Source organism: Sphingobacterium sp. WOUb80, assembly GCF_050058145.1.
GTDB lineage: Bacteria > Bacteroidota > Bacteroidia > Sphingobacteriales > Sphingobacteriaceae > Sphingobacterium.
The window spans coordinates 3613324-3637416 of sequence record NZ_CP165617.1 but is presented as its reverse complement, the minus strand read 5'-3'; the positions used below and the strand labels follow the sequence as shown (position 1 = coordinate 3637416).

The following is a 24093-nucleotide window of genomic DNA, read 5'->3' as shown; positions in this document are numbered from 1 at the left end:
ATTTTAATCCCTATACTGTAACGACAGTATAGGGATTTTTTGTTTGGTTTAAAATGCGACTTATTTGGGCTTCAAATTCGAAGATATTCACTTTCCACTATAAATATTGAGAAATATTAATTTGTTATTACTAATAATTTTAGTAATTTTAACTTATGAATTCGTCAGAATATTTTAAGGGTAGAGGGGCACAGATCAATCCCAATAACAAATTTTTTTCTAACCAATACGTGCAGGAGCATGTTGAAGGGTTGGATGAGGAGTTTTTGGGGGGCGAAAAAACACAATTTATTCCGACTCATCCAAAATCCATTATTTCTAAGTCAAATAGTCCGGATCTCCGTTTTGAAAGATCCATTAATCCGTATCAGGGCTGTGAACATGGCTGTATTTACTGTTATGCGCGCAATTCGCATGAGTATTGGGGGTTCAGTGCGGGATTGGATTTTGAACGTAAGATCTTAGTAAAACATAATGCGGCTCAGCTTCTCGAACAGGAGTTTAGAAAATCGAGCTATCAGCCCGATTTGATTATGCTTTCAGGCAATACAGACTGTTATCAACCTATTGAACGGAAGCTGGGTATCACACGTTCGCTTTTAGAATTAATGGTCAAATACCAGCATCCGGTCTCTATCATCAGCAAAAATGTACTGATGCGGCGGGATTTTGATCTTTTGCGTGAGCTTGCAGCACGCAATCTGGTTTCCGTTGCAGTAACCATCAATTCGTTGCGCGAGGAGGTACGTCAGAAAATGGAACCACGTACTGCAACGGCATCGGCCCGGTTGAAACTGATCGAGGGATTGACAGAGATAGGTGTACCCGTCATGCTGATGATGGCGCCCATCGTTCCTGGGATCAATAGTGATGAGATTTCAGATTTGATTCGTTCGGGAGCAGATGCGGGAGCAATTACGGCCTCTTATACCATCGTACGGCTCAATGGACAGATTGGTGGTATCTTTAAAGATTGGCTTTATCAGAACTATCCTGACCGTGCTGAAAAGGTATTACATTGGATTGAAGCCTGCCATGGTGGAAAAATTAACGATACCGATTTTGGAAGGAGGATAAAAGGGGATGGCCATATGGCCGAGAGTTTACAGCATTTATTCAAGCTTTCCGTCAAGAAATATATGAATAATGGGACACTTCCATCCTTGAGAAGGGATCTTTTCCGCTTACCCGATGCAGGCACGCAGCTGGGCTTGTTTTAGATGGTTGGAGCGACAATTATGAATTTGCTGTTCTCGAGGAGGAATATCTGTATTAAATTTTAGCAAAAAAGCCTGATTCATGCAATGAATCAGGCTTTTTTTATTGATAGGATCGAGGTTCTGTGAACTAAGATTTCTTTCTTTTGATCAAAAGATAACTCACATAGAGTAATATAAGCCAAGCAGGGATCAATTCTACCGGAAGTTTCATTCCTGTTATCCACATGATGCCAAGTACAGCGATCAAAAAGATCAGACAGATATAGTTACTTAGGGGATATAGAAAGGATGGAAACTTGGTCCGTAAATGCGCGTCGAGTTTATTTTTTCTGAAATACAAGTGTGTAATGGAGATCATTACCCAGTTGATAATCAGTGAAGACACCACCAGCGACATTAGAATCTCCAGTGCATTTTTGGGTGCCACATAATTGATAAATACACAGACAGCTGCAAACAGAGCCGAGACCAAGATTGCATTGATCGGCGCATGATTTTTGTTGAGTTTTGAAAGAAAACGAGGGGCATTACCCTGTTCTGCAAGACCATATAACATTCTACTGTTACTATATACACTGCTGTTATAAACCGACAACGCTGCTGTAAGCACAATAAGATTTAACGCATTTGCGATAATTTTAGTGAAATAAAAAGTCTTTCCAAAGATGGTAAATTCAAATCCATTGAGTTTATCAAAAACAAGTACAAAGGGACTCGTATCTGCGGTGATATTTGTCCATGGTGTCAAAGAGAAAAGAATGATCAAAGCACCGACGTAAAAGATCAAGATCCGATAGATCACCTGATTGGTTGCTTTCGGTATGTTCTTTTCGGGGTGTTCAGCTTCAGCAGCAGTAATACCAACCAATTCCAGGCCACCAAAAGAAAACATAATCAAAGCCATTGCCGAAAGGAGGCCTTCAAAATTGCCGTCCGCAGTTTGGCTAAACCAGCCTTTTGGGAAAAAACCGCCATGTGAAGTCAGGTTGCTGAGGCTTGCTTGCTCGCCTCCTGTACCGCTTAGAAGCAGGTAAACACCAAAAACAATCATCGCGATGATCGCAATAACCTTAATAATGGAAAACCAAAATTCCGTCTCGCCATAAATTTTGACAGAGGCAAGATTAAGGGCGTTGATTGCAAAGAAGAAAAATAAACTTGATGCCCATAGAGGTATTTCAGGCCACCAGAACTGCACATAAACACCTATTGCTGTGAGTTCGGCCATGCTCACCAAGATATACAGAACCCAATAGTTCCAGCCTGAAGCATAACCCGCAAAAGAACCCCAATATTTATTGGCGAAGTAGCTAAAACTTCCTGAAACAGGCTCCTCAACGACCATCTCGCCCAATTGGCGCATAATAAAAAAAGCAATAATTCCGGCGAAAGCATAGCCGAGGATAACAGCTGGCCCAGCTAGTGTGGCAGCCTTTCCGATACCTAGAAATAAGCCCGTTCCGATTGCACCACCCAGTGCAATTAATTGAATATGTCTATTTTGAAGTCCTCTTTTTAATTCTTCCTTATTGTTCTGTTTCTCCATGTGTATGGTTAATACGGTTATTAGTCTGTTTTGACCGATCCTTGGCAGGGAAAACCTGTGAAGACTTTACTCCGTACCAGAATCGAATTGGTCAAAATTGCTGCCGCTGTATAATGTGCCGACGAATAACGTGACTCCCAGCGCATCTTTTGCCCTAAGCGCATAAAGTTAATAAAACACTTAGGTATTTGTGCACATTCTGTTGTGGTTTTACTGTATTTCGTTGTTTTTTTATAAACAATGGCGGAGACCATGTTTGACTATGAAATAGAAAGCGCCGTAATTTGGAAATACGGCGCTTTATGAATTAGTAGCTAGTGTGATTTTTGGCCACTCTAACTAATAACGAAATCTTATTTGTAAATGCTACTCAAAAAGGCAGATTAATTTGCTTTTTGTGTTTTTTCTACGCTGCAGTCACATCCGCAGCCTTTCGAGCAGCTTGACTTGCCCTTTAATGATTTTCGGACGTTTTTAACGACATACCACACAGCCGCCAAAACGAGAATTCCTACGATGAGATATTGTACTGTTAAATTATCCATAGCTTTTTATTTTAAAAGTTGATAAGCAATTAAGGCGCTGAAATAGGCCAAGCCTGTCATAAAACCAAGCTGTATTAAAGTCCATTTCCAGGAGCCTGTTTCCCTTTTTACGGCCGCTATTGTACTCATACATTGCATAGCAAATGCGTAAAATAGCAATAAGGATACGCCAGAAGCCAGATTGTAAGCAGGTAAGCCGGTATTCCGGTTAATTTCGCTTTTCATTTTACCTAATACCGTTGTTTTAGATGCTTCATCTTCGATATCCACTTCGTCACCAAGGCTGTATACAGTGGCCATGGTTCCCACAAACACTTCACGGGCAGCAAAAGAAGAAATAAGACCAATTCCCATCTTCCAGTCATAGCCCAATGGTTCAACAACAGGTTCAATAGCCATGCCAAGATAGCCAAGGAAGGAGTGTTCCAGACGATAAGATGAAACTTCATGCTCCAAATCTGCTTCGGACAGGTTGGGGTTATTTTTTGTTACATATTCTTCTGCTTGGCTAAACTTGTCGTTTGGACCAAAACTACCTAATGCCCAGAGTATAACAGAAATGGCTAAAATAATTTTACCTGCGCCGAAGACAAAGCTTGATGCTTTTTCCCAGACATTTAAAGCAACATTCTTCCAGTCAGGAGTTTTATAGGTGGGGAGTTCAAAGATTAAAAATGATTTGTGTTTTGATTTGATAACCTTCGTCAGAATAATTGCGGATAGCAGGGCTGCGAATATTCCAAGCAGGTACATCACAAACAATACAATACCTTGTATTTGAAAGCCCCCTAATTTCGTGTCTGGTATCACCAGTCCGATCAGAACGATATAAATGGGGAGACGTGCTGAGCAGGTCATAAAAGGTGTTACCAGAATCGTGACCAGTCTTTCTTTGCTATTTTCGATGTTACGTGCAGACATGACCGCAGGAACAGCACAGGCCACTCCAGAAATCAATGGAATCACTGATTTTCCATTCAGACCAAAGGGACGCAGCCAGCGGTCCATCAGGAAAACAACACGGCTCATATAGCCCGTTTCTTCCATGATCGAGATAAAGATGTATAAAATAACAATCTGCGGAATGAAGATCACAATTCCCCCGATACCTTTGATAATACCATTGCTGAGCAAATCGGTCAGAGGTCCTGCAGGAAGTGCTGTTTGTGTATAGGCTGCAAGATCACCAAATAAACCATCGATAAAATCCATGGCTGGTCCAGACCAGGTATAAATTGCCTGGAAGATCAGAAAAAGAATTCCAAAGAAAATGACATAGCCAAAGATTGGGTGAAGCAAGATGCTATCGATCGCATTGGTTTTGTTTTTATTGGAAGCTTCATCTTTTACATAGAGGTCAGCAAGACTGCTATCTAAGGATTTACTACGTAATATGGCTTCTTCTTTTTGTAGTTTTTCGGCCCGCAATTGGTATTTGTCACGGAGTTGTTGAATGGCCTGATTTTTTTCTTTTGATAAAAAGGATACCTCACCCTTTGCTAAATATTGCCAAGTGTGGTATTCGGTATCTAGGGGAAAAAGGCGTTTGGCTTCTTCCAGTGCAGCATCGGCTTCCTTTGGTAGGCTGAATTTGCTAATATACATCGGCGGAACAGCATCAAAGTTTTTGATCAGCTGATCGATACCTTGCCCCGTACGGGCGTTGGTTTCGTATACTTTTGTGTTTAATAAGTGTTCAAGTTTTTGAACATCTATGGTAATTCCTTTTTCTTTGGCTTCATCGATCATGTTGATGACAAAGATCGCCGGCAGACCGAGTTCCCGGGCCTGCTGATAAAGAATAATAGACCGTTTTAAGTTCGTAGGTTCAGCGACGACAACAACAAGATTTGGTCTGAAACTACTTTCTTTGTTGACTAAAGTGTTGAATACAACTTCTTCGTCCAGTGAGCTTGGGAACAGGGTATATGTTCCCGGTAAATCAATAATACGATAAATTTTGTTGTTGGCTTTTACTTGCCCCTCACGTTTTTCGACTGTAATACCGGGATAATTTCCTACTTTCTGATTTAATTTTGTAATCCGGTTAAATAGCGATGTTTTACCCACATTTGGATTACCCAAAAGTGCAATAATCGGGTTATTCATTATTTCTGATCAATAAGGATGACTTTAGCTTCTGATTTGCGGATAGCAATTAAGGCGTTATTAGCACTAATATTTAGACATATGGGACCGTCTAAAGGAGCGATATGTTTCACTTCTATCTCAGTACCAGGTATAAACCCCAATTCGAAAAATTTAGCTGGAATTTCGTGCGAATCAAAATCTATAATTACCGCCTTTTCCCCTTTTTTTAGCTTATCTAAGCTAGTTCTATTACGCATCTGCCTGTTTTTTTGAATTCTTCAAATATACAGAATTTATACCATTTAGAATGATTCTAATGTCATAGTTATGTATTTAGTAAAAAACAGCTATCTTTACTATCCAGAACGATTAATTATCAACCAGAATGAAGATTGAGGACGAAATCAAAGTAAGTAAATTCAGCAATGAATGGCATCGTTGTACGGTAAATATTCTATATACGTACAATTGGATTAACAATGAGCTTGAACAGCGTGCTGCCAAAGAAGGGATCACTTTGAAACAGTTTAATGTCTTGCGCATATTGAGGGGCCAATATCCCAAGCCTGCAACCAATAATCTGATTAAATCAAGAATGTTGAGCACTACACCGGATATTTCGCGTATGATTGATCGCATGGTTTCCAAAGAATTGGTTTCACGTTGTCAATCGGGGGGAGATAAACGGGCTGTGGATTTGTTTATCACCGAGAAGGGTCAAGAGATTCTTAAGAATCTGGATGAGGATATGTTAATGAAGGATCTTTTACCCGATCGAATAAGCGAAGAAGAGGCAATGACGTTAAGTGCACTGTTGGATAAACTTCGCGGCTAAAGAAATTAATGCGCATGGTCATGATGTTCATGATCATGCGGTTGTTGGTGTTGATCGTGCCCATGATCATGTTCTCCGACAAATAAGAAACTTCCGAGTGCTATAGCAACACCGGCTATCACAGCAATCATTTTCTTTTTATTGAATTTATGATGGTCAATGGAACCCGATTCAAAAAGTATTGTTGTCGATATGTGCAAGAAGATACCAATAACCACGGCCATGATTTTATCAAAATATTGCTGGATATTGCCTACTTCACCTGCACTGATGGCTTTGCTCAGCAAAAAACCAAAAGGGGTCATTGCCGCAAATAAAGCTAGTGTAATGAGGATGGTGTTTTTCTTTAAATGTGTGCTTATTAGGATACTTCCCAATGCAAATGCTGCCGGAATGTGGTGGATGGATATACCTAGTGCTAGTTCAGTCTGATGTGTTGCTGCAAGTGGCATGCCCTCAAGGAAAGCATGAAGACATAGACTGAACATAATACCGATTGGAAAACGATGATTGTGCTGGCCGTGATCACTGTCGGTATGGATATGGCCATGTTCTATCCCCTGCGAAAACTGTTCAAGAAAGAGCTGGAAGAGAAATCCTGCAAGCACATAAATACCCAGTACTTCAGGTGAAGTATTGTTGGACTGATAGACATGTGGAATAAGATGAAGTACGGTAATGGAGAATAAATAGGCTCCACTGAAAGAAAGGATGAGTTTAAGAAAATTTGTTCCTTTCTTTTGTACAAAAAATACGGCAATTCCACTTGCAAATGCAGGTATGAATAAAATTAAAATCAATAAAATTGAATTCATTATACGTGTTCAGTTTTAAAAAAGCTCGGTACAAACCGTTTGAATAAGTAGCCTGTAGCCAAACCGACCAGGATACCTAAGGCCGAACCGCAAAGCACATCAAACGGGTAATGGACACCAACATAAATTTGAGAGACTGAGATTAGGGTTGCCCAGGTAATACAAAGCCAAAGCGCATGTTTCCATCTTCTCCGGAAAAGTACAATCCAGAAAAAAGCAAGGGAAAAATGATTGGCCGCATGAGAGGAAGTAAAGCTGAAGCCAGAGCCACATCGTACACGGATGTTGACATTTTCTTTAAACTCCACATCGTTACATGGTCTAATCCTTTTTACAGTCTTTTTGATCAAATGAGATGATATACCATCGGAAATTCCGAAGGTAACCAAGGTCATGGCAACAATTAGGATTCCTGTTTTTCCATAGGTCTTAATGAAAAAAATGACCAAAAATAAATACAGAGGTGCCCAGGTATATGGATTGCGCAAGATAGGCAATAACCAATCAAACACGGGGTTACTCAAGCCTTGATTAATGGCAAGAAAAATCTCTTGATCGATGTGTACTAATTGTTGAATCATAAATGTTGCTGATGACAATGAAATTCCCAAACTTTAAAAACTCACTTTTCAAAAGTAAAAATAATTTCATTGCAAACGGTTGTTTCTTTTAAAAACAACTTTGTTGCAACAAATATACGTTAAATATTCATTAATTATAATTTTAATTCGATATTTTATTGCCATTGTGCTAAATTTACACGTTAATCAATTCAAGAGAAATGACTTTAATTAAATCAATATCAGGAATACGCGGTACGATCGGCGGGCGTGCGGGAGAGGCACTTACCCCAATAGACATCGTTAAGTTTACAGCCGCATATGGCAAAATAATTGTCAAACAGAGTGGTATCAAAAAAATTGTTGTTGGAAGAGATGCACGCGTTTCCGGAGAGATGGTCAGTAATTTGGTGATTGGTACCTTACAAAGTATCGGTGTTGATGTGGTTGATCTGGGTCTTTCAACGACTCCAACTGTGGAGATTGCTGTACCTATGGAAAAAGCGGCCGGCGGTATTATTTTAACTGCTTCGCACAATCCTGGTCAATGGAATGCACTGAAGTTGTTGAATGCAAAGGGAGAGTTTATTTCAGATGTTGAAGGACAGGAAGTATTGGCGCTTGGTGAATCCTTAGACTTCGACTTCTCGGAAGTAGAAGAGATCGGGCAGGTTCATAAAGATTATTCATACTTACAGAAGCATGTTGACGCTGTATTGGCCTTAGAATATGTGGATAAAGAAGCGATTAAAGCAGCTAATTTTAAAGTTGCTTTGGATGCCGTTAACAGTACCGGTGGTACATTTATACCGGCGTTGTTGGATGCACTTGGTGTGCAGACAATCTATAAAATCCATTGTGAGCCGAACGGTCAATTTCCGCATAATCCAGAACCATTGAAAGAGAATTTGACGGATTTATCCGCTGCGGTTCTTGAAAACAACGCTGACTTGGGTATTGCTGTGGATCCGGATGTAGACCGATTGGTCTTCATGATGGAGGATGGTGAATTATTCGGTGAAGAATATACATTGGTTGCGGTAGCAGATTACTTATTGCAGCATAAAAAAGGAAATACAGTTTCCAATTTATCTTCCACACGTGCATTGCGCGATGTAACGAAAGCGCATGGTGGCGAATATTATGCCGCGGCCGTGGGTGAAGTAAATGTGGTGACAAAGATGAAAGAAGTCGATGCGGTAATTGGCGGAGAAGGAAACGGTGGTGTTATTTACCCCGCATCCCACTACGGCCGTGATGCTTTGGTTGGTGTGGCTATCTTCTTGACGCATTTGGCAAAACTTGGTAAAAAGGCTTCAGAATACCGTGCTTCTTTACCGCAGTACTTTATGTCAAAAAACAAGATTACCTTAACTCCGGAATTGGACATTGATAATCTCTTGGCCAAAATGGAGGAAAAGTATAAAAATGAAGACCATTCAACAATTGATGGACTGAAAATAGACTTCGAAAATGAGTGGGTTCATTTGCGTAAATCGAATACCGAACCGATTATTCGGATCTATTCTGAGGGGCCGACGCCCGAAGCTGCTGAGCAGATCGCGCAGAAGATTATCAGAGAAATTGAAGAAATAATTAAATAGAGATAAAAAGCTGCATATGCAGCTTTTTGTTTTAAGACTGATCTCAGCGAAAGCGTATTGTCTGAGCGATTACGAAGTTTTATAATGTATGATTAGAAAGATCATTTTAGGTACGTATTGTTTTCTTAGTTTAATTTTATTTGCCTTGCCAATAAGTGCCCAGCAACCTATAGAAGAAATCAATAGGCTATTAGATCAATGGCACAAGTCTTCAGGCGAGGTAAAGTATGGTCCATTTTTGAATGTTATTGCTTCGGATGGCGTTATTTTGGGAACCGATCATGACGAAAGGTGGGATAAGGCGCATATAGATAAGTTCTCTGATCAATATTTTAATCCTAAAAATGCCTGGACTTATACCTATGACAAGCGGCATATCAGTTTTAATGCAGATAGCACAACAGCCTGGTTTGATGAAACATTTAAGATCAATACCAAGTCTTTTCGTGGTGTTGGAGTATTGAGCAAGCTGGATAATGAGTGGAAACTTCGTCAATATAGCATGTCCATGTCTGCTCCCTATGCGGATGTAAAAGCTGCCGTAGGTGGAAAAGCTGGCCAGAAAATTCATAGCAACCTCTTATTGGTCATGGTGCTGTTTTTCTTTATGGCCATGTTATTTGTGCTGAGCCAGCGCTTGAAAATTTCTTATCCCATTCTTCTGGTTATTGGGGGGCTGGTGATCTCTTTGATTCCAGGTGCCCCGGTCATTAGTGTTGATCCTGATATTGTATTTATGGTGTTTTTGCCACCTTTGCTTTTCGAAGCGGCCTGGTATACCAATTGGGGGAATTTCCTAAAATGGCGCCGGTCGATCTTTATCATGGGATTTGGTTTGGTCTTTTTTACCTCCTTGGCCATTGCCTACTTTTCGGTCAGTATTATTCCTGGCTTTACTTTGGCGCTAGGCTTTTTGCTGGGCGGGATTATCTCTCCCCCAGATGCTGTGGCTGCTAGTTCTGTCCTGAAAGGGGTAAGTATTCCTAAACGGGGAATTGCGATATTGGAAGGAGAAAGCCTGGTCAATGATGCGGCTTCGCTTACCGTGTTTAGATTTGCATCCATCGCAATTCTTACAGGTCAGTTTGTCATGGGCAATGCGACTACACAGTTTTTGATGTTATCGGTCATGGGCGTTGTCGTTGGTTTGGTCATAGGTCACATCCTCTATATTTTCTTGCGTTATGTCGCTAAATCGTCGAGTATTTCGACTCCTATTACCCTTATCGCGCCGTACTTGATGTATATTGTTGCGGAGCATTTTGAATGGTCAGGAGTTTTGGCCGTGGTTAGTGGCGGATTATTTCTTTCCTTCCGGGCAGGGGATTACCTCAACTATCATACGCGCATCCAAACGAAAGAGGTTTGGGCGACAGTGGGTTTTCTATTAAATGGATTTGTCTTTATCCTCATTGGACTTGAGCTCCCGGTGATCATCAATGGTTTGGGGGAATACTCCATGGAGGAAGCTATTGATTATGCATTGGCGATCTGTGTAATTGTTATTGTTTTGCGATTAATCGCCGTTTATCTTTCGGCTTTTGTTCCCAGGATATTATTCAAACGGGTCCGCATCAAGGAAAAGAGTCCAGGATGGAAATTGCCGCTGGTCGTTGGCTGGGCCGGCATGCGAGGTGTGGTTTCTCTGGCTTCAGCATTGGCGATCCCTTTGACTTTATACGATGGAACGGCTTTTCCACACCGTAACCTGATCTTGTTTATTACCTTTGTGGTTATTTTGGTGACACTTGTTTTTCAAGGGCTTACCTTGCCATTGCTGATCAAGCTGATCAAAATAGAGGAGGTCGATGAACAAGTTTCGATGGAAGAACAAATAGATGAGATCCGCGTACGTCTTGGCAAAGAATCTATTGCGTATCTGGATAAACATTACGCAAAGGAAATGTTGGAGCATGAGACAATTGCCCGTGTTAAAGAGCAGATCATCCGGAGCGTAAATGCATCCGAACGAGCGAAAGAGGAGGATACACGTGCGCAGCTTTCTGCAGTAAGGGGGCTCTATAATAAAATTATGTTGGAACTTTTGGCGCTACGTCGTGACGGCCTGTATAAGATCAAGGAAAGCAAGGCCTTTGACAGTGATGTTATTAAAGAGATCGAGTATTCCCTGGATTTGGAAGAATCACGTTTATCGCGTAAATAGATAATTGAAGGAACAAGTCCACGGATCTTCCCGCAGATTGAGCTGGTATCGCAGTAAAAAAAGCGAAAAATAGCGACTTAGTTTATAATACTAATTTCGCTATTTTTCCTTTATCTCCTGCCAGAAATACAGCTTGTCCTTTTTTTGCTTTTTGAACGGCATTGAAGCTTTCCTTTCCGATAGGTGTCCAGTTTTTACCCCCGTCATTCGAACGGTCTGTACCCGAGGTCCCCGTGCAGATTAGTTGTTTTTTGGAGAGATAAATGACTGCCGACTTAAAGCCAGCAGGGGCTGTCTGTGGTGCAAACCATGTCTTGCCGCCATCATTGGTCAAAAGGCTGTTTTTGTCTTTATTTTTATCGTCCTTGTAATCGCCGCCCACCACAATGCCGGTTTTCGACGTGTAAAATGCGACTGAAAAAGGACCCGTGCTATTTTTTCCCTGAATCATGGGGCAACTGTAACGTTTCCACGTGTTGCCGTGATCCTTGCTGCTGTATATATTGGCTGCAGTTCCACCTGTGGCAATCCAGTATGTTCCGTTGTTATCGCAATATATTGACGTTCCGCTCGCTGCAAAACCTGCCTCCCCATCGGCAATTGTAAAGTGCATATTGGCAGATATATCTTTCCAGGACTTTCCGAAATCGATACTTTTTAATAGCGGCATTTTGCCATTAATGGCATCGCCAAAGGCAATTCCCACACCTTTTGACGTAAACGCAAATCCATCATAAAATATTTCCGGGCGCTTGTCACTGAATACTTCTTTCCAGCTTCGACCACCATCCTGTGTACTTAAGATAATGGCAGGCGAACCAGCCGAAATAATAAGGGCCTCATTTTCATCAAATGCTTCGATATCTCTAAAATCGATTTTTTCATAGCCAATGGGATTGACCCACTGCCAGTTTTTTCCGGCATCCGTACTTAAGCCAACAGTACCATTGCTTCCGCTTACCCAAACGGTTTCATCATCGACTACACTTAGCCCCCGATAGCTGCTGTTGCGTTCTTGATTGACGATGTTAATTGTAGCTTGCTGAGCACTCAGCAGGTTCAGAAAGAAGATTTGGATAATAAAGCTCAGAAATAAAGGTTTCATGTGGTTATGCTGTTTATTTAAACAAATCTACTTGTCTTTTTGAAACTTTCCGTGGTTTTTTTAGGATTGTTTTACGGAGTTGCAGAAATCCAACAGTCATTTTCCGTGGTGATTTGAAATAAGGAATGCTTAAGACGACCAATAGTGCAATACAGGCAGACGTCCCCAGTGCTCCACCGTAGCCGGTAAAAAATTTGCTTGTATTGAGCAGAATCGTTGTAAAGATAACGCCGGCAAGGGCTAAACCGAAATAGGTTGATAACTGACTTTTTGATACCATGCCTATAAATGATGCACCTATGAAAATCGGCGGAATATATTGTGCAAGATAGGGGGAAACACTTTGTGGAAAGAAATGAAGAAAACCTGCGACAAGTAATGTTAGCAATGCTGATGAACGTACTGCCCCTTGGTGAAATTTGGTATTGACATAGTATGTCGCCGTGCTCCCGATGATGCCAACTAGGTATAAAATGAATGTTTCCATATTATTTAAAAATATATAAAAGGAGGTAGGTCAGTGAAACGCCTAGAAAGGCCAATGTCCCCAGTTTACCGCCGACGCCATTTAATAAACTTTTCGATACAATCAGAAAGATCGCTGTAAAAATACTGGCTGCTAAAATAAAAGAGAACCCATGCGCCACCTGCGCATTGGACATTCCTACAAATGCTCCACAATAAATTGCTGCAGGAAGGTGAGGCAGGTAAGCTGAGTTTTTGTTGATGTTGGGGATGAAGGAGGCCAGGGTGCCTGTCAGTGCTGCTCCCAAGACGGGACCCAAACCGAATATCTGATTGAAGTAGTAGGATGCAATCGCTCCTATAGGTACCCAAATAGCAATTTTTATCGATTCATATTCATGCCTGTGATGGTGAATGGGCGACTTGAGGTAACTGTATAAGATCAGTAGGGATAGTAGGCCGATAAAAGCTAATACAATATAAGAATGTGTATTTTCTACAAAGATGGCCACTAAAAAAAGGGCCTGAATGACAAATAATAAACAGATGCTTATTATCCTAAATTTCTGCCGGGCTTGCATTTCAATAAATTTAGGCAAAGGTACTGATTATTTGTCTATTCTATTGGTAGATTTTCTTTTTATCAATATAGGATCAAGAACAATCTGTTCAATTGCTTCGTACGGACTTTTTTGTTTGACCATTTTCAGAAAAAGCTTGGCACATTCTTCCCCCATTTTGTTTGCCTGCTGGTCGATACTTGACAGTGTGGGTGTGATGAAGGAAGAAAAGGTCTGGTTTGCGAAACCGATAACACCAGTCGCTGGAATAGCAATATTGGCAGTTTTTAATGCTTGTATAATCCCGACAGCTGTAAAGTCATCGCCACCAATAAAGGCGTCCGGTTGGATTGCAGATTTTAGAATCTGTTCGGTGCCTTTGATGCCGGCTTCAATAGATAAGTCGCCACGCACAATAAAGTCTTCCTGCTGGGGAAGTTGAGCCTCTTTTAGTGCTGCTTCGAAGCCATGAAAACGATCCTGGAAAATAGAAATTTCTTTGTCTGTCGTGATAAAAGCAATGTTTCTATAGCCCTGTTCGATCAGATGCTGCGTTGCAAGATAGCCGGCTTTAAAGTCGTCAAGTTTGACCACGGGAGCAGGAATATCTTGATGGGTACGGTCAAAAATAACCAGGCATTTGCGCTGATTGATCACTTCTTGAAAATGCCGGGTTTCCTGTGTTTCCAGGGATAGTGAGGCAATAATGCCATCTACCTGCGCTTCCAGCAAAGTTTTTACGCCGTTGACCTCATCTTCAAAAGATTCATTTGACTGGTAAAGCAAGAGACTGTAATTGTGTTTCTTCAGTTCTTTTTCAATACTGTGCACGGCTTCTGCAAAAAAATGAATTTGCATGGTAGGAACAATGACACCGATGGTATTGGACTTGCCCGAGGAAAGAGAAGAGGCCAACTTATTGACGCTGTAATTCAATTCCTTTGCTTTGTCGAGCACTAGTTTTCGTGTCGCCTCGCTAATCGTAGGCACATTGTTCAATGCGCGTGATACAGTAGAGACTGTCACACCAAGCGCACGGGCAATATCATAAATTGTCGTTTTTTTATTCACGATCCAAAGTAAATAATTTTATTTAATATTTTGAAAATTCAGAAACATATCCTACTTTTATGCAACCGGTTGCAATATTTGTTTCCGCCTTTGTTTTTAAATAACCAGTTTCAATTAATTACCATGTATTTATTAGGTATAGACGTAGGTACTTCTTCCGTAAAGGTTTCGATTGTTGAGGCCTCTTCGCAACGTAAGGTTTGCTCGGTGCAATATCCGGACGTAGAAGCTCCCATAATTACAGTGGAGCCCAATTGGGCCGAACAAAATCCGCTGGATTGGTGGGACTACTTTAAACAGGCCTTGTTGAAAGCAAATGCGCTAGGGCTGTACGATCCCAAAGCCATTTCCGCTATTGGAATCGCTTACCAAATGCACGGTTTAGTGGTCGTCGATAGAGATCAGCAGGTGCTGCGAAATGCGATTATCTGGTGCGATAGCAGGGCTGTTGAACTTGGAAATAGGGCCTTTGAGGAAATTGGACGTTCGTTTAATCTGAGTCATCACTTGAATTCTCCAGGGAATTTTACCGCTTCAAAGTTAGCTTGGGTAAAGGCCAATGAACCGGCGATTTACGAAAAGATAGATAAGATCATGCTACCAGGCGATTTTATAGCCATGAAACTTTCGGGCCAAGTAACTACTTCCATATCGGCCTTATCGGAGGGTATCTTCTGGGATTTCAAGAACAATACGCTGTCAGATACCATCATGGATTACTATGGCTTCGATGATCATCTTATTCCTGAGATCTTACCGGTATTTTCGACCCATGGGCAGATTAAGGCAGCCGTTGCAGCGGAGCTCGGCCTTTCCGCTGCGGTGACGATCAATTATAAAGCTGGCGACCAACCCAACAATGCGCTTTCCCTCAACGTCCTTCGACCCGGAGAAGTAGCTGCCACCGCAGGTACTTCTGGTGTTATCTATGGGGTGAGCGACCAGTTGATTGCGGACCGCGAATCACGTGTCAATACATTTGCGCATGTGAATTACCGTGAAGATGATATTCGGACCGGCGTACTGCTGTGCATCAATGGAACGGGTATAATGAATAGTTGGGGAAGGAAGTTGCTGGGGCGCGATTTATCGTATGAACAGATCAATACCATGGCTGGGTCATCACCTATAGGAAGCAAAGGCCTGCAGGTTATTCCATTCGGGAATGGTGCCGAGCGTATGCTCAATAATCAGACGGTGGGGGCTTCAATTACAGCAATAGATTTAAATAGGCATGAGGCAAGCGATATACTCCGGGCTATACAGGAGGGAATTGCTTATGCTTTTCGTTATGGACTGGATATCATGCGTGAAAATGGCTTGTATCCAAGCATGATCCGTGCGGGATATGCAAATTTATTCTTGAGCGCTGTTTTTCGCGAGTCTTTCGTAGGTGTCACAGATGTCCCCGTGGAAATTTTCAATCATGACGGCAGTGTTGGTGCAGCACTGGGGGCAGGTATAGGCAGCGGCTATTACACGGATTTTAGTGAAGCTTTTCGCAGCTTGAAACCCGTGTATACAGTTGAACCCCAATTTGTCGCCCAGTATGAAGAGTATTACCAACAATGGAAGGAGTTGTTAAATAAAAACATAAATAGAAAATAAGATGAATATTATCACAGGAAAAAAAGAATTTTTCAAGGGCATTGGCCAGATACAATTCGAGGGAAAAGACAGTACAAATCCATTGGCTTTCCGTTATTACAATCCACAGCAAATTGTTGCCGGAAAAACCATGGAAGAGTATTTCAAATTTGCCTGTTCGTACTGGCATTCATTTAATGGCAATGGATCTGATCCATTTGGCGGACCGACACATCAATTTCCATGGGATGAAAGCAACGATGTAATCACTAGGGCAAAAGACAAAATGGATGCGGCATTTGAATTTATCAGTAAATTGAATATTCCTTACTACTGTTTCCATGATGTCGATCTAGTTGATTATTCGGATAATGTCGTTGAAAATGAAAAACGTCTGTCAACTATCGTTGATTATGCGAAGGAAAAACAACTGGAGAGCGGTGTAAAATTGCTTTGGGGAACAGCCAATCTTTTTAGCCATAAACGCTATATGAACGGGGCCGCGACCAATCCGGATTTTCATGTTCTTGCGCATGGTGGTGCTCAGGTAAAGGCCGCCTTGGACGCAACGATTGCGCTAGGTGGTGAAAACTATGTGTTCTGGGGTGGAAGAGAAGGGTATATGAGCCTTTTAAATACCAATATGAAACGTGAGCAGGAGCATCTCGCACAGTTTTTACATATGGCAAAAGATTATGCCCGTAAAAATGGCTTTAAAGGAACATTCTTTATCGAACCTAAACCATGCGAGCCTACAAAACATCAGTACGATTATGATGCGGCTACGGTGCTCGGCTTCCTTCGTCAGTATAATCTTTTGGAAGATTTTAAACTAAATTTAGAGGTAAATCATGCGACTTTGGCTGGACATACATTCCAACATGAGTTGCAGGTTGCTGTCGATGCAGGTAAATTGGGGTCCATCGATGCTAATCGCGGCGATTATCAAAATGGATGGGATACGGATCAATTTCCGAATGACATCAATGAACTGACCGAAGCCATGCTGATTATTTTAGAAGGCGGTGGATTCCAAGGTGGTGGTGTAAACTTTGATGCCAAAATCCGTCGGAATTCGACAGATCCTGAAGATTTATTTTATGCACATATCGGTGGTATGGATCTTTTTGCGCGTGCACTTATCACGGCAGATCGTGTCCTGCAGGACTCGGACTACAAAAAAATTCGGACAGACCGCTATGCTTCGTTTGATGCAGGCCATGGCGCATCGTTTGAAGGAAATAAATTGACTTTGGAAAACTTAAGGGATTTAGCAGTGGAATTGGGGGAGCCAAAAACCATTAGTGGTAAGCAGGAGTATTTAGAAAATTTGATCAATAGATATATATAGTTCTAAAAATATTTCTATATTAGGCGATCAAATTAAACCAATTACCAATACATGAATAATTATTTAAGCACAAAAGATTACATCGTTTTCCTGATATACTTTGTTATTGTAGCAGGTTATGGATTATGGGTGTATTATCGCAAGAAATCTGAATCTGTCGGTTCCAAAGATTATTTCCTGGCTGAGGGTTCATTGACCTGGTGGGCTATTGGAGCATCACTTATTGCATCCAATATTTCGGCCGAGCAATTTATCGGTATGAGCGGTTCCGGATTTAAGATGGGATTGGCTATTGCGACTTACGAGTGGATGGCTGCCATTACACTAATTGTTGTTGCCGTATTTTTTATCCCGGTATATTTAAAGAACAAGATCTTTACGATGCCACAGTTTCTCCATAAACGTTATAATGGAACTGTAGCGATGATTATGGCCGTTTTCTGGTTGTTGTTGTATGTTGTCGTTAATTTGACATCCATCCTCTATTTGGGCGCCATTGCGGTAAGCAGTATTTCTGGTATCAGTCTGGACGCTTGTATGTATGCCATAGCGATTTTTGCTGTTATCATTACGCTAGGCGGTATGAAAGTAATTGGCTATACGGATATTATTCAGGTTTTCTTTTTGGTCTTAGGTGGTTTGGCGACAACTTATCTGGCCTTAAATCTCGTTTCGGAGCACTATGGTGGCTCAGGCGTATTGGAAGGCTATCATTTGATGACCGAAAAAGCTTCTGATCATTTCCATATGATTCTGGATCGTAAAAACGAGAATTATCTTGATTTACCGGGGCTGACCGTATTGATCGGGGGTATGTGGATCGTTAATTTAAATTACTGGGGATGTAATCAATATATCACGCAACGCGCGCTTGGAGCAGATTTGAAAACCGCGAGAAACGGTATCTTGTTTGCCGCATTTCTGAAGTTATTAATGCCTATCATTGTCGTGTTGCCAGGTATTGCAGCCTATGTAATGTGGAAAGATGGCTTGTTCCAAAACGAAATGATGCAACATGGTGAGGTAAATCCGGATCATGCTTATCCAGTTTTGCTGAATCTATTGCCAGCAGGATTAAAAGGCTTGTCGTTTGCGGCATTGACAGCTGCAGTAGTTGCTTCTTTGGCAGGTAAAGCAAACAGTATCGCAACTATCTTCTCCTTGGATATTTATAAAAAAGTCTTCAATACAGAAGCATCGGACAAGAAATTGGTCAACATCGGTAAGCTAACTGTTGTGGTTGCTATGATTTTGGGCGTGCTGATCGCTCCACATTTAGGTATTGATAAAAAAGGTGGATTCCAATATATTCAGGAATATACAGGTTTTGTATCTCCAGGTATTTTTGCGATGTTCATTTTAGGATTCTTCTGGAAGAAAGCAACTTCAAACGCAGCTTTGTTTGCAACAATTGGTGGTTTTATTTTCTCCATTATCTTCAAAAAATTGCCTGATTGGGTCGATCTGTCGTTCTTGTCATCGACAGGTTTCTCCGTTCCGAATCCAACAACAGGAGTCTACGAAATTCCATTTTTGGATAGAATGGGATTTGTTTTCGTGATCTGTATTATCGGTATGATTCTCATCAGTATTATCGACAATAAGCGTGGTGTCGTGCCAGCTGGATTGGAAGTTGATACCACGATGTTTAAACCACACCGGGCGTTTTTGGTCATCGCATTGATCGTAGCGCTATTGGTTACAGCATTATATTCTATTTATTGGTAATCCAATAGTAAATAAGATTTTAAAAACTCCTATCAATCTCGGTTGATAGGAGTTTTTTGTTTGTTTTAAAAATACCTATCTTGGTTTTACTAAAACCTTTGCTTAACGAAAGATTACTTAACGAAAGATTGCTGCTATGAAAAGAAGATCCCCCTTGCTACTGATGACGCTGTTTGGATTGCTCACTACCTGTACGCCGATGCTGAGTTCCGCTCAGCGTACGCAGAAACCACCTTTACATGGGAAACATTGGATGGCCATTACAGGTAAGCCCTTGGCGGCAACAGCAGGTGCCCAACTATTCCAGCAAGGGGGAAATGCCGTTGACGCTGCTTGTGCCATGCTCGCAGCAACCTGTACGATGTGGGATGTACTGAGTTGGGGCGGCGAGACGCAGGCTTTAATTTATCATCCGAAACTAAAGAAGGTAATTGCTATAAATGCCTTGGGGGTAGCTCCAAGTGGAGCGACAGTCGATTTTTTTAAATCAAAGGGCTATGAATTTCCACCGGAATACGGTCCTCTTGCAGCTGTCACACCCGGTACACCCGGTGGATTGTGCTACATGTTGGCTCATTATGGAACGAAAAGTCTTGCAGAGGTATTGGCTCCAGCTCTTGAAATGGCTGCAGGGTACCCGATTGACGCACAAACTGCAACGAGTATTGAGCGTGGCAAAGAGCGCATTAAAGAATGGCCGTACAGTAAAAAGGTGTTTTTAGTACATGATGGTAAATCCTGGGAAGCTCCCGAGGCCGGAGAGGTTTTTGTACAGCAGGATCTGCATAATACCCTATCCAAATTGATAGAAGCGGAAAAGAAAGCTCTCGCAGCAGGAAAAGACCGGAAAGCTGCGATCATGGCTGCTTATGATCGGTTTTACACCGGCGATATTGCAGATGAATTTGTCCGTGGCAGTAAAGAGCAAGGTGGCTTAATCACGAAAGCAGACTTAGCCAATTGGAAACCTATTGAGGAGGAACCATTGCATGTCAATTATAAAGGCATTGATGTGTATAAATTACAAGAATGGACACAGGGACCGGCCATGCTGCAGAGTTTGCAGTTGCTGAAAAACTTCGATATAAAGGCAATGGGTTATAATTCGGCTCCTTATATCCATACACTCTATCAGGTTATGAATTTGGCCTTTGCCGATCGGGATTTTTATTACGGTGATCCCTACTGTAAACCTAAGACACCTATTCAAGGTCTTTTGAATGAATCCTATGCCAAGGCGAGGGCTGCAACAATTGATCTTCACCAAAATAACCCGAATGTACTTCCCGGAGACCCTTATCCCTACGAAGGTAAGCAGAATCCGTACCTTTCGTTACTGGAGCAGCGTAAGAAGGAGTTTACGCCACATACGGAGCTGAAAAATGATTTTGTCCCTAAACATGACGCGCGCTCAAGTTCGTCGCTAACGGAATTGCCAAAAACAGCCCTTTTGGCATCTTTAGCGGTGGATAGTGCTTATGTCGATCGGCTCCTTCGGGGGACAACAAGTGTTGAAGCGGCCGATGAAGAAGGATGGGTCGTTTCGATTACTCCGAGTGGCGGCTGGTTGCCTGCATGTATTGCCGGGAATACCGGAGTAGGTATGAGCCAACGCTTACAGAGCTTTGTATTGGATTCATTGATAAATCCCTTCAATGTGGTTGAGCCGGGCAAAAGACCGCGAGTAACACTTACCCCTTCAATGGCTTTGAAAAACGGAAAACCTTACCTTTCTTTTGCTGTGCAGGGCGGAGATACACAGGATCAAAACCTATTGCAGTTTTTCTTGAATATGGTCGAGTTTGGAATGACGCCACAACAGGCCAGCGAGGCGGCCAATATCAATAGCAATCAGCTTTGGTTATCCCTGGGAGGAACGAAAATTGACGATCGAAAACCACGGTCAGGTAGTCTGTTGCTCGATAAAAATACAGCGCCAGCTGTCATTGAGCAGCTGAAAAAAATGGGCTACAGCATACAGTTAGGCGATCGTACCAGTGGACCTATCAATGCTATTTATTTCGATCAGCAGCACCATACACTTTGGGGCGGCAGTAGCAATAACGGAGAGGATTATGGCATCGGGTGGTAGTGTTTCATTAGCTAGTTGCTAGGTTTTGGTTTTGTTATCTCCACGGTATTTGCTATCTTACCTACTGATCGGAAACTGATTTTTGTTATGGAGGGTAGCGTGAATAAATATTCGTTTGTTTTTCAACCTGATGAAGCGGGTATTATTTTGGTAGATGGTTTGAAGCGACGGTTGCGTGCATCGCTGGCCGAGGTGTTCCCTGACAAAAACAAGGGTTGGTATCGGAGTTGTAATTCGAAAGCCCATGTCACGATATGTGCTTTTGAAACTGACGAACATAAGCTCGCCTCGGCTATTGCAGATTTGCAGGAGGCCTTGCACTACGAGCGAAGTCAGTATGTTTATTTCGATCATTTTTCATCATTTGCCGGTGGTGCTTACTATATTGCACCGACAGTACATGCCCGCAGTTATCTCAAGGATCGGGCGCGAAAGGTTGTTCAAACTTTATCGGAATTTGATTTGATCGAGATTAGCGATGAACCCCATATTTCAATTGGACGACGCCTTGAACCAGAACAGCTTGAAATTGCAAAAGAACAGTTGCGGTCTGTCGACCTTAGTTTTATGTGTAAGGGCGTTCATGTGCGGCAGTTTAAACCTGATTTAGGTCAGTATGAGATCATCGATTTTATACAGTTTGGCAATCAATCGAAGGAAAATTCTGGCCAGCTGGCATTTAAATTCTAATAATATCGCGGTTTAATTGTCTAATAATGTAAAGCTTTTTATCTTTAAGGCTGACAATAGACGATATTGCACTTATAGTACTTTATGCATTACGACGAATCTCATCATAAATCCCTATCTGATATCCATGAAAGTGTAGATGTCAATCAAGGGAAATCCAAATTTAAGAAGATACTTAGTTTCTTTGGTCCAGCTTATCTCATTAGTGTCGGCTATATGGATCCAGGCAACTGGGCTACCGATCTTGCTGGAGGAAGTCAATTTGGATATGCCCTAATCTGGGTATTATTGATGAGTAACATCATGGCCTTAGTACTGCAGAATCTATGTGCGCGCCTAGGTATTGTACGGGGGAAAGACCTTGCGCAGTGTAACCGCGAGACCTATCCTAAAAGGATGAATTTTGTGCTTTATGTCCTTGCTGAAATTGCGATTGCTGCCTGTGACCTGGCTGAGGTCTTAGGGATGGCAATCGGTCTTAACTTACTTTTCGGCATCGATCTGCTCTGGGGAGTAATGATCAGTTTTGCAGATACCTTCCTGTTGCTATACCTTCAGAAGCTGGGGATGCGAAAAATGGAACTTTTTATCATTGGACTGATCGCGCTTATTGGCATGTGTTTCATGGTGGAAATGTTTTTGGCGAAACCTGATTTTGCAGAGGTAGCCACTGGATTTATACCCAGTATCCCGAATAGTGCCGCACTATATATTGCCATAGGAATTATAGGAGCGACCGTCATGCCGCATAACCTGTATCTGCATTCGGCTCTTGTGCAAACACGGAAGATTGACCGGAATGAAGTTTCGATCCGTAAATCGCTCAAGTATAACTTTTGGGATAGTGCCATTGCCTTAAACCTGGCCTTTTTGGTGAATGCGGCAATATTGATTCTTGCAGCCTCTGTTTTTCATAAAAACGGTATGCACGACGTAGCCGAACTTGAAGATGCTTATCACCTCTTGGGCAATCTTCTTGGTACGGAATGGGCCTCAAAATTGTTTGCTGTTGCCTTGATTCTTGCCGGACAGAGCTCAACGGTGACCGGTACCTTAGCCGGTCAGATTGTGATGGAGGGATACCTTCGATTGCGGATTAGTCCGACTTTGCGAAGGATTATAACTCGACTTTTGGCGATTATCCCGGCTGTATTGGTGATCCTCATTTCGGGTGAAGGTCGCGTTGGACAGCTGCTGATCTTTAGTCAGGTGATCTTGAGTATGCAGCTCGCTTTTGCTGTTATTCCGTTGATCCATTTTGTGAGCGATAAAGTCAAGATGGGTATTTTTGCCATTAAACCGTTAACAAAAGTAGCGGCCTGGTTGATAGCGGCCATTATCGCGGTACTTAATTTTAAATTGGTCTACGACGAAGTGGTCGGCTGGATTGGCGAAGCCAATAATATTGTGGTCACCGTATTATTGATCATGGGCGCAGTGGGTTTGTTTGCTTTATTAATGATGACCGTGTTATACCCTATTTTACTCAAATCAAAACCAACGGAGCTGGAGGTTCACCCGCCATTTGAGGCCTTACATTTTGAGCATAAGGGTTCCTTTAAGAAAGTCGTGATTGCCTTAGATTTTTCTAATTCTGACCAGAAAGTCATTCAATATGCCCTGCAGCTTTCGCATGAAGACACTACATTTGTGGTTGTACATATCGTGGAAAGTGCATCCGTAAAATATACCGGAGAGTCGACAGATGATTTTGAATCGCGTCAGGATCTGGAGCGCCTAAAATTATATGCTGATTTTCTATTATCGCAGGGACATCAAACGGAGTACGAATTGGGTTACAATAACCGGATCAAGAGTATCGCTGAGGTTTGTGAAAAATACGAGGCGGATCTGCTGGTTGTTGGAAGCCATGGGCACAGTGGTGTGAAGGATTTTGTTTTTGGTGAGACAGTTAACAAGCTGCGGCATGCAGTGAAGGTACCTGTTTTTATCGCCCAGTAAGCTTTAAGGCGCTATCCCAAAGAGCCACTGTCTATTCACTGTAATTTTATTACGGAAAAAGTGAGGGGAGGGATCGGTAAGTGCTAAATAATTCTTATTTTT

At 41.9% G+C, this 24093-nt stretch carries 20 protein-coding genes; 10 read left to right on the top strand and 10 right to left on the bottom strand.

The features are described from left to right. Positions 1-155 precede the first annotated feature (155 nt). On the top strand, positions 156-1220 hold the full coding sequence (locus tag AB1Z56_RS15190; protein ID WP_426789561.1) for a PA0069 family radical SAM protein: 1065 nt from the start codon (positions 156-158) through the stop codon (positions 1218-1220). 127 nt (positions 1221-1347) lie between these two features. On the opposite strand, the gene AB1Z56_RS15185 is transcribed toward AB1Z56_RS15190, so the two are convergent. From AB1Z56_RS15185 to AB1Z56_RS15170, 4 genes are all read right to left on the bottom strand, one after another. After that, positions 1348-2766, bottom strand: a complete 1419-nt coding sequence (locus AB1Z56_RS15185) for an amino acid permease (RefSeq protein WP_426789560.1) — start codon at positions 2764-2766, stop codon at positions 1348-1350. A gap of 383 nt (positions 2767-3149) precedes the next feature. After that, entirely contained in the window at positions 3150-3311 is a 162-nt protein-coding gene (locus AB1Z56_RS15180; RefSeq protein ID WP_075993917.1) for a FeoB-associated Cys-rich membrane protein, read from the bottom strand. Between the two features lie 6 nt (positions 3312-3317). Continuing rightward, entirely contained in the window at positions 3318-5420 is a 2103-nt protein-coding gene (gene feoB / locus AB1Z56_RS15175) for a ferrous iron transport protein B (protein ID WP_426789559.1), read from the bottom strand. After that, positions 5420-5659 carry a FeoA family protein gene (locus AB1Z56_RS15170; protein WP_182983575.1) on the bottom strand — a complete coding sequence of 80 codons (240 nt, stop codon included), beginning with the start codon at positions 5657-5659 and terminating at the stop codon, positions 5420-5422. Before AB1Z56_RS15170 ends, feoB begins: the two co-directional genes overlap by 1 nt. 128 nt (positions 5660-5787) lie before the next feature. Here AB1Z56_RS15170 and AB1Z56_RS15165 point away from each other — a divergent pair, with 128 nt between their 5' ends. Then, the gene (locus AB1Z56_RS15165; protein WP_426789558.1) at positions 5788-6237 is read left to right on the top strand and encodes a MarR family winged helix-turn-helix transcriptional regulator; all 450 of its coding nucleotides are present in this window, start codon (positions 5788-5790) and stop codon (positions 6235-6237) included. A gap of 5 nt (positions 6238-6242) precedes the next feature. Here the strand turns inward: AB1Z56_RS15165 and AB1Z56_RS15160 are convergent, their stop codons facing one another. Then, complete coding sequence (locus AB1Z56_RS15160; protein WP_426789557.1) at positions 6243-7052, bottom strand: ZIP family metal transporter; 810 nt, start codon at positions 7050-7052, stop codon at positions 6243-6245. After that, positions 7052-7633, bottom strand: a complete 582-nt coding sequence (locus AB1Z56_RS15155; RefSeq protein ID WP_309362324.1) for a phosphatase PAP2 family protein — start codon at positions 7631-7633, stop codon at positions 7052-7054. The genes AB1Z56_RS15160 and AB1Z56_RS15155 overlap by 1 nt, the downstream gene beginning before the upstream one ends. A 200-nt stretch (positions 7634-7833) precedes the next feature. Between AB1Z56_RS15155 and glmM the strand changes: the two genes are divergently transcribed. Both glmM and AB1Z56_RS15145 read left to right on the top strand, forming a co-directional pair. Continuing rightward, positions 7834-9216: a phosphoglucosamine mutase gene (glmM, locus tag AB1Z56_RS15150; RefSeq protein WP_309362326.1), complete on the top strand. Its 1383-nt coding sequence runs from the start codon at positions 7834-7836 to the stop codon at positions 9214-9216. 88 nt (positions 9217-9304) lie between these two features. Beyond that, positions 9305-11380, top strand: a complete 2076-nt coding sequence (locus AB1Z56_RS15145; protein WP_426789556.1) for a Na+/H+ antiporter — start codon at positions 9305-9307, stop codon at positions 11378-11380. 82 nt (positions 11381-11462) lie between these two features. On the opposite strand, the gene AB1Z56_RS15140 is transcribed toward AB1Z56_RS15145, so the two are convergent. Genes AB1Z56_RS15140 through AB1Z56_RS15125 form a run of 4 tightly spaced genes read right to left on the bottom strand, consistent with a single transcriptional unit; the run spans position 11463 to position 14581 of the window. Next, positions 11463-12485 (bottom strand): WD40/YVTN/BNR-like repeat-containing protein, encoded by a 1023-nt coding sequence (locus AB1Z56_RS15140; RefSeq protein WP_426789555.1) that lies wholly within the window; start codon positions 12483-12485, stop codon positions 11463-11465. Positions 12486-12498: 13 nt separating this feature from the next. Then, positions 12499-12972: a hypothetical protein gene (locus tag AB1Z56_RS15135; protein ID WP_426789554.1), complete on the bottom strand. Its 474-nt coding sequence runs from the start codon at positions 12970-12972 to the stop codon at positions 12499-12501. Between the two features lies 1 nt (position 12973). Continuing rightward, entirely contained in the window at positions 12974-13549 is a 576-nt protein-coding gene (locus AB1Z56_RS15130; protein ID WP_426789553.1) for a hypothetical protein, read from the bottom strand. A 9-nt stretch (positions 13550-13558) separates the two neighbouring features. Continuing rightward, positions 13559-14581, bottom strand: coding sequence for a LacI family DNA-binding transcriptional regulator (locus tag AB1Z56_RS15125; protein ID WP_426789552.1), 1023 nt, complete (start codon positions 14579-14581; stop codon positions 13559-13561). A 123-nt stretch (positions 14582-14704) separates the two neighbouring features. Here AB1Z56_RS15125 and AB1Z56_RS15120 point away from each other — a divergent pair, with 123 nt between their 5' ends. The 6 genes from AB1Z56_RS15120 to AB1Z56_RS15095 all read left to right on the top strand — a co-directional run bounded on the left by AB1Z56_RS15120 (position 14705) and on the right by AB1Z56_RS15095 (position 23991). Further along, a complete protein-coding gene (locus AB1Z56_RS15120; RefSeq protein ID WP_426789551.1) occupies positions 14705-16189 on the top strand; it encodes a xylulokinase in 1485 nt (494 codons plus the stop codon). Position 16190: 1 nt separating this feature from the next. After that, entirely contained in the window at positions 16191-17519 is a 1329-nt protein-coding gene (xylA, locus tag AB1Z56_RS15115; protein ID WP_426789550.1) for a xylose isomerase, read from the top strand. Between the two features lie 51 nt (positions 17520-17570). After that, a complete protein-coding gene (locus AB1Z56_RS15110) occupies positions 17571-19247 on the top strand; it encodes a sodium/sugar symporter (protein ID WP_153845168.1) in 1677 nt (558 codons plus the stop codon). A gap of 136 nt (positions 19248-19383) precedes the next feature. After that, on the top strand, positions 19384-21339 hold the full coding sequence (locus tag AB1Z56_RS15105; RefSeq protein ID WP_426789549.1) for a gamma-glutamyltransferase family protein: 1956 nt from the start codon (positions 19384-19386) through the stop codon (positions 21337-21339). 87 nt (positions 21340-21426) lie between these two features. Next, the gene (locus tag AB1Z56_RS15100; RefSeq protein ID WP_426789548.1) at positions 21427-22029 is read left to right on the top strand and encodes a 2'-5' RNA ligase family protein; all 603 of its coding nucleotides are present in this window, start codon (positions 21427-21429) and stop codon (positions 22027-22029) included. 84 nt (positions 22030-22113) lie between these two features. Continuing rightward, positions 22114-23991 (top strand): Nramp family divalent metal transporter, encoded by a 1878-nt coding sequence (locus AB1Z56_RS15095; protein ID WP_426789547.1) that lies wholly within the window; start codon positions 22114-22116, stop codon positions 23989-23991. The last annotated feature ends 102 nt before the right edge of the window (positions 23992-24093 follow it).

Bases quoted from the DNA above. Each gene is read 5' to 3' on its own strand.
- AB1Z56_RS15190 (WP_426789561.1), top strand. From the start codon at position 156: ATGAATTCGTCAGAATATTTTAAGGGTAGAGGGGCACAGATCAATCCC.
- AB1Z56_RS15185 (WP_426789560.1), bottom strand. From the start codon at position 2,766: ATGGAGAAACAGAACAATAAGGAAGAATTAAAAAGAGGACTTCAAAAT.
- AB1Z56_RS15180 (WP_075993917.1), bottom strand. From the start codon at position 3,311: ATGGATAATTTAACAGTACAATATCTCATCGTAGGAATTCTCGTTTTG.
- feoB (WP_426789559.1), bottom strand. From the start codon at position 5,420: ATGAATAACCCGATTATTGCACTTTTGGGTAATCCAAATGTGGGTAAA.
- AB1Z56_RS15170 (WP_182983575.1), bottom strand. From the start codon at position 5,659: ATGCGTAATAGAACTAGCTTAGATAAGCTAAAAAAAGGGGAAAAGGCG.
- AB1Z56_RS15165 (WP_426789558.1), top strand. From the start codon at position 5,788: ATGAAGATTGAGGACGAAATCAAAGTAAGTAAATTCAGCAATGAATGG.
- AB1Z56_RS15160 (WP_426789557.1), bottom strand. From the start codon at position 7,052: ATGAATTCAATTTTATTGATTTTAATTTTATTCATACCTGCATTTGCA.
- AB1Z56_RS15155 (WP_309362324.1), bottom strand. From the start codon at position 7,633: ATGATTCAACAATTAGTACACATCGATCAAGAGATTTTTCTTGCCATT.
- glmM (WP_309362326.1), top strand. From the start codon at position 7,834: ATGACTTTAATTAAATCAATATCAGGAATACGCGGTACGATCGGCGGG.
- AB1Z56_RS15145 (WP_426789556.1), top strand. From the start codon at position 9,305: ATGATTAGAAAGATCATTTTAGGTACGTATTGTTTTCTTAGTTTAATT.
- AB1Z56_RS15140 (WP_426789555.1), bottom strand. From the start codon at position 12,485: ATGAAACCTTTATTTCTGAGCTTTATTATCCAAATCTTCTTTCTGAAC.
- AB1Z56_RS15135 (WP_426789554.1), bottom strand. From the start codon at position 12,972: ATGGAAACATTCATTTTATACCTAGTTGGCATCATCGGGAGCACGGCG.
- AB1Z56_RS15120 (WP_426789551.1), top strand. From the start codon at position 14,705: ATGTATTTATTAGGTATAGACGTAGGTACTTCTTCCGTAAAGGTTTCG.
- xylA (WP_426789550.1), top strand. From the start codon at position 16,191: ATGAATATTATCACAGGAAAAAAAGAATTTTTCAAGGGCATTGGCCAG.
- AB1Z56_RS15110 (WP_153845168.1), top strand. From the start codon at position 17,571: ATGAATAATTATTTAAGCACAAAAGATTACATCGTTTTCCTGATATAC.
- AB1Z56_RS15105 (WP_426789549.1), top strand. From the start codon at position 19,384: ATGAAAAGAAGATCCCCCTTGCTACTGATGACGCTGTTTGGATTGCTC.
- AB1Z56_RS15100 (WP_426789548.1), top strand. From the start codon at position 21,427: ATGGAGGGTAGCGTGAATAAATATTCGTTTGTTTTTCAACCTGATGAA.
- AB1Z56_RS15095 (WP_426789547.1), top strand. From the start codon at position 22,114: ATGCATTACGACGAATCTCATCATAAATCCCTATCTGATATCCATGAA.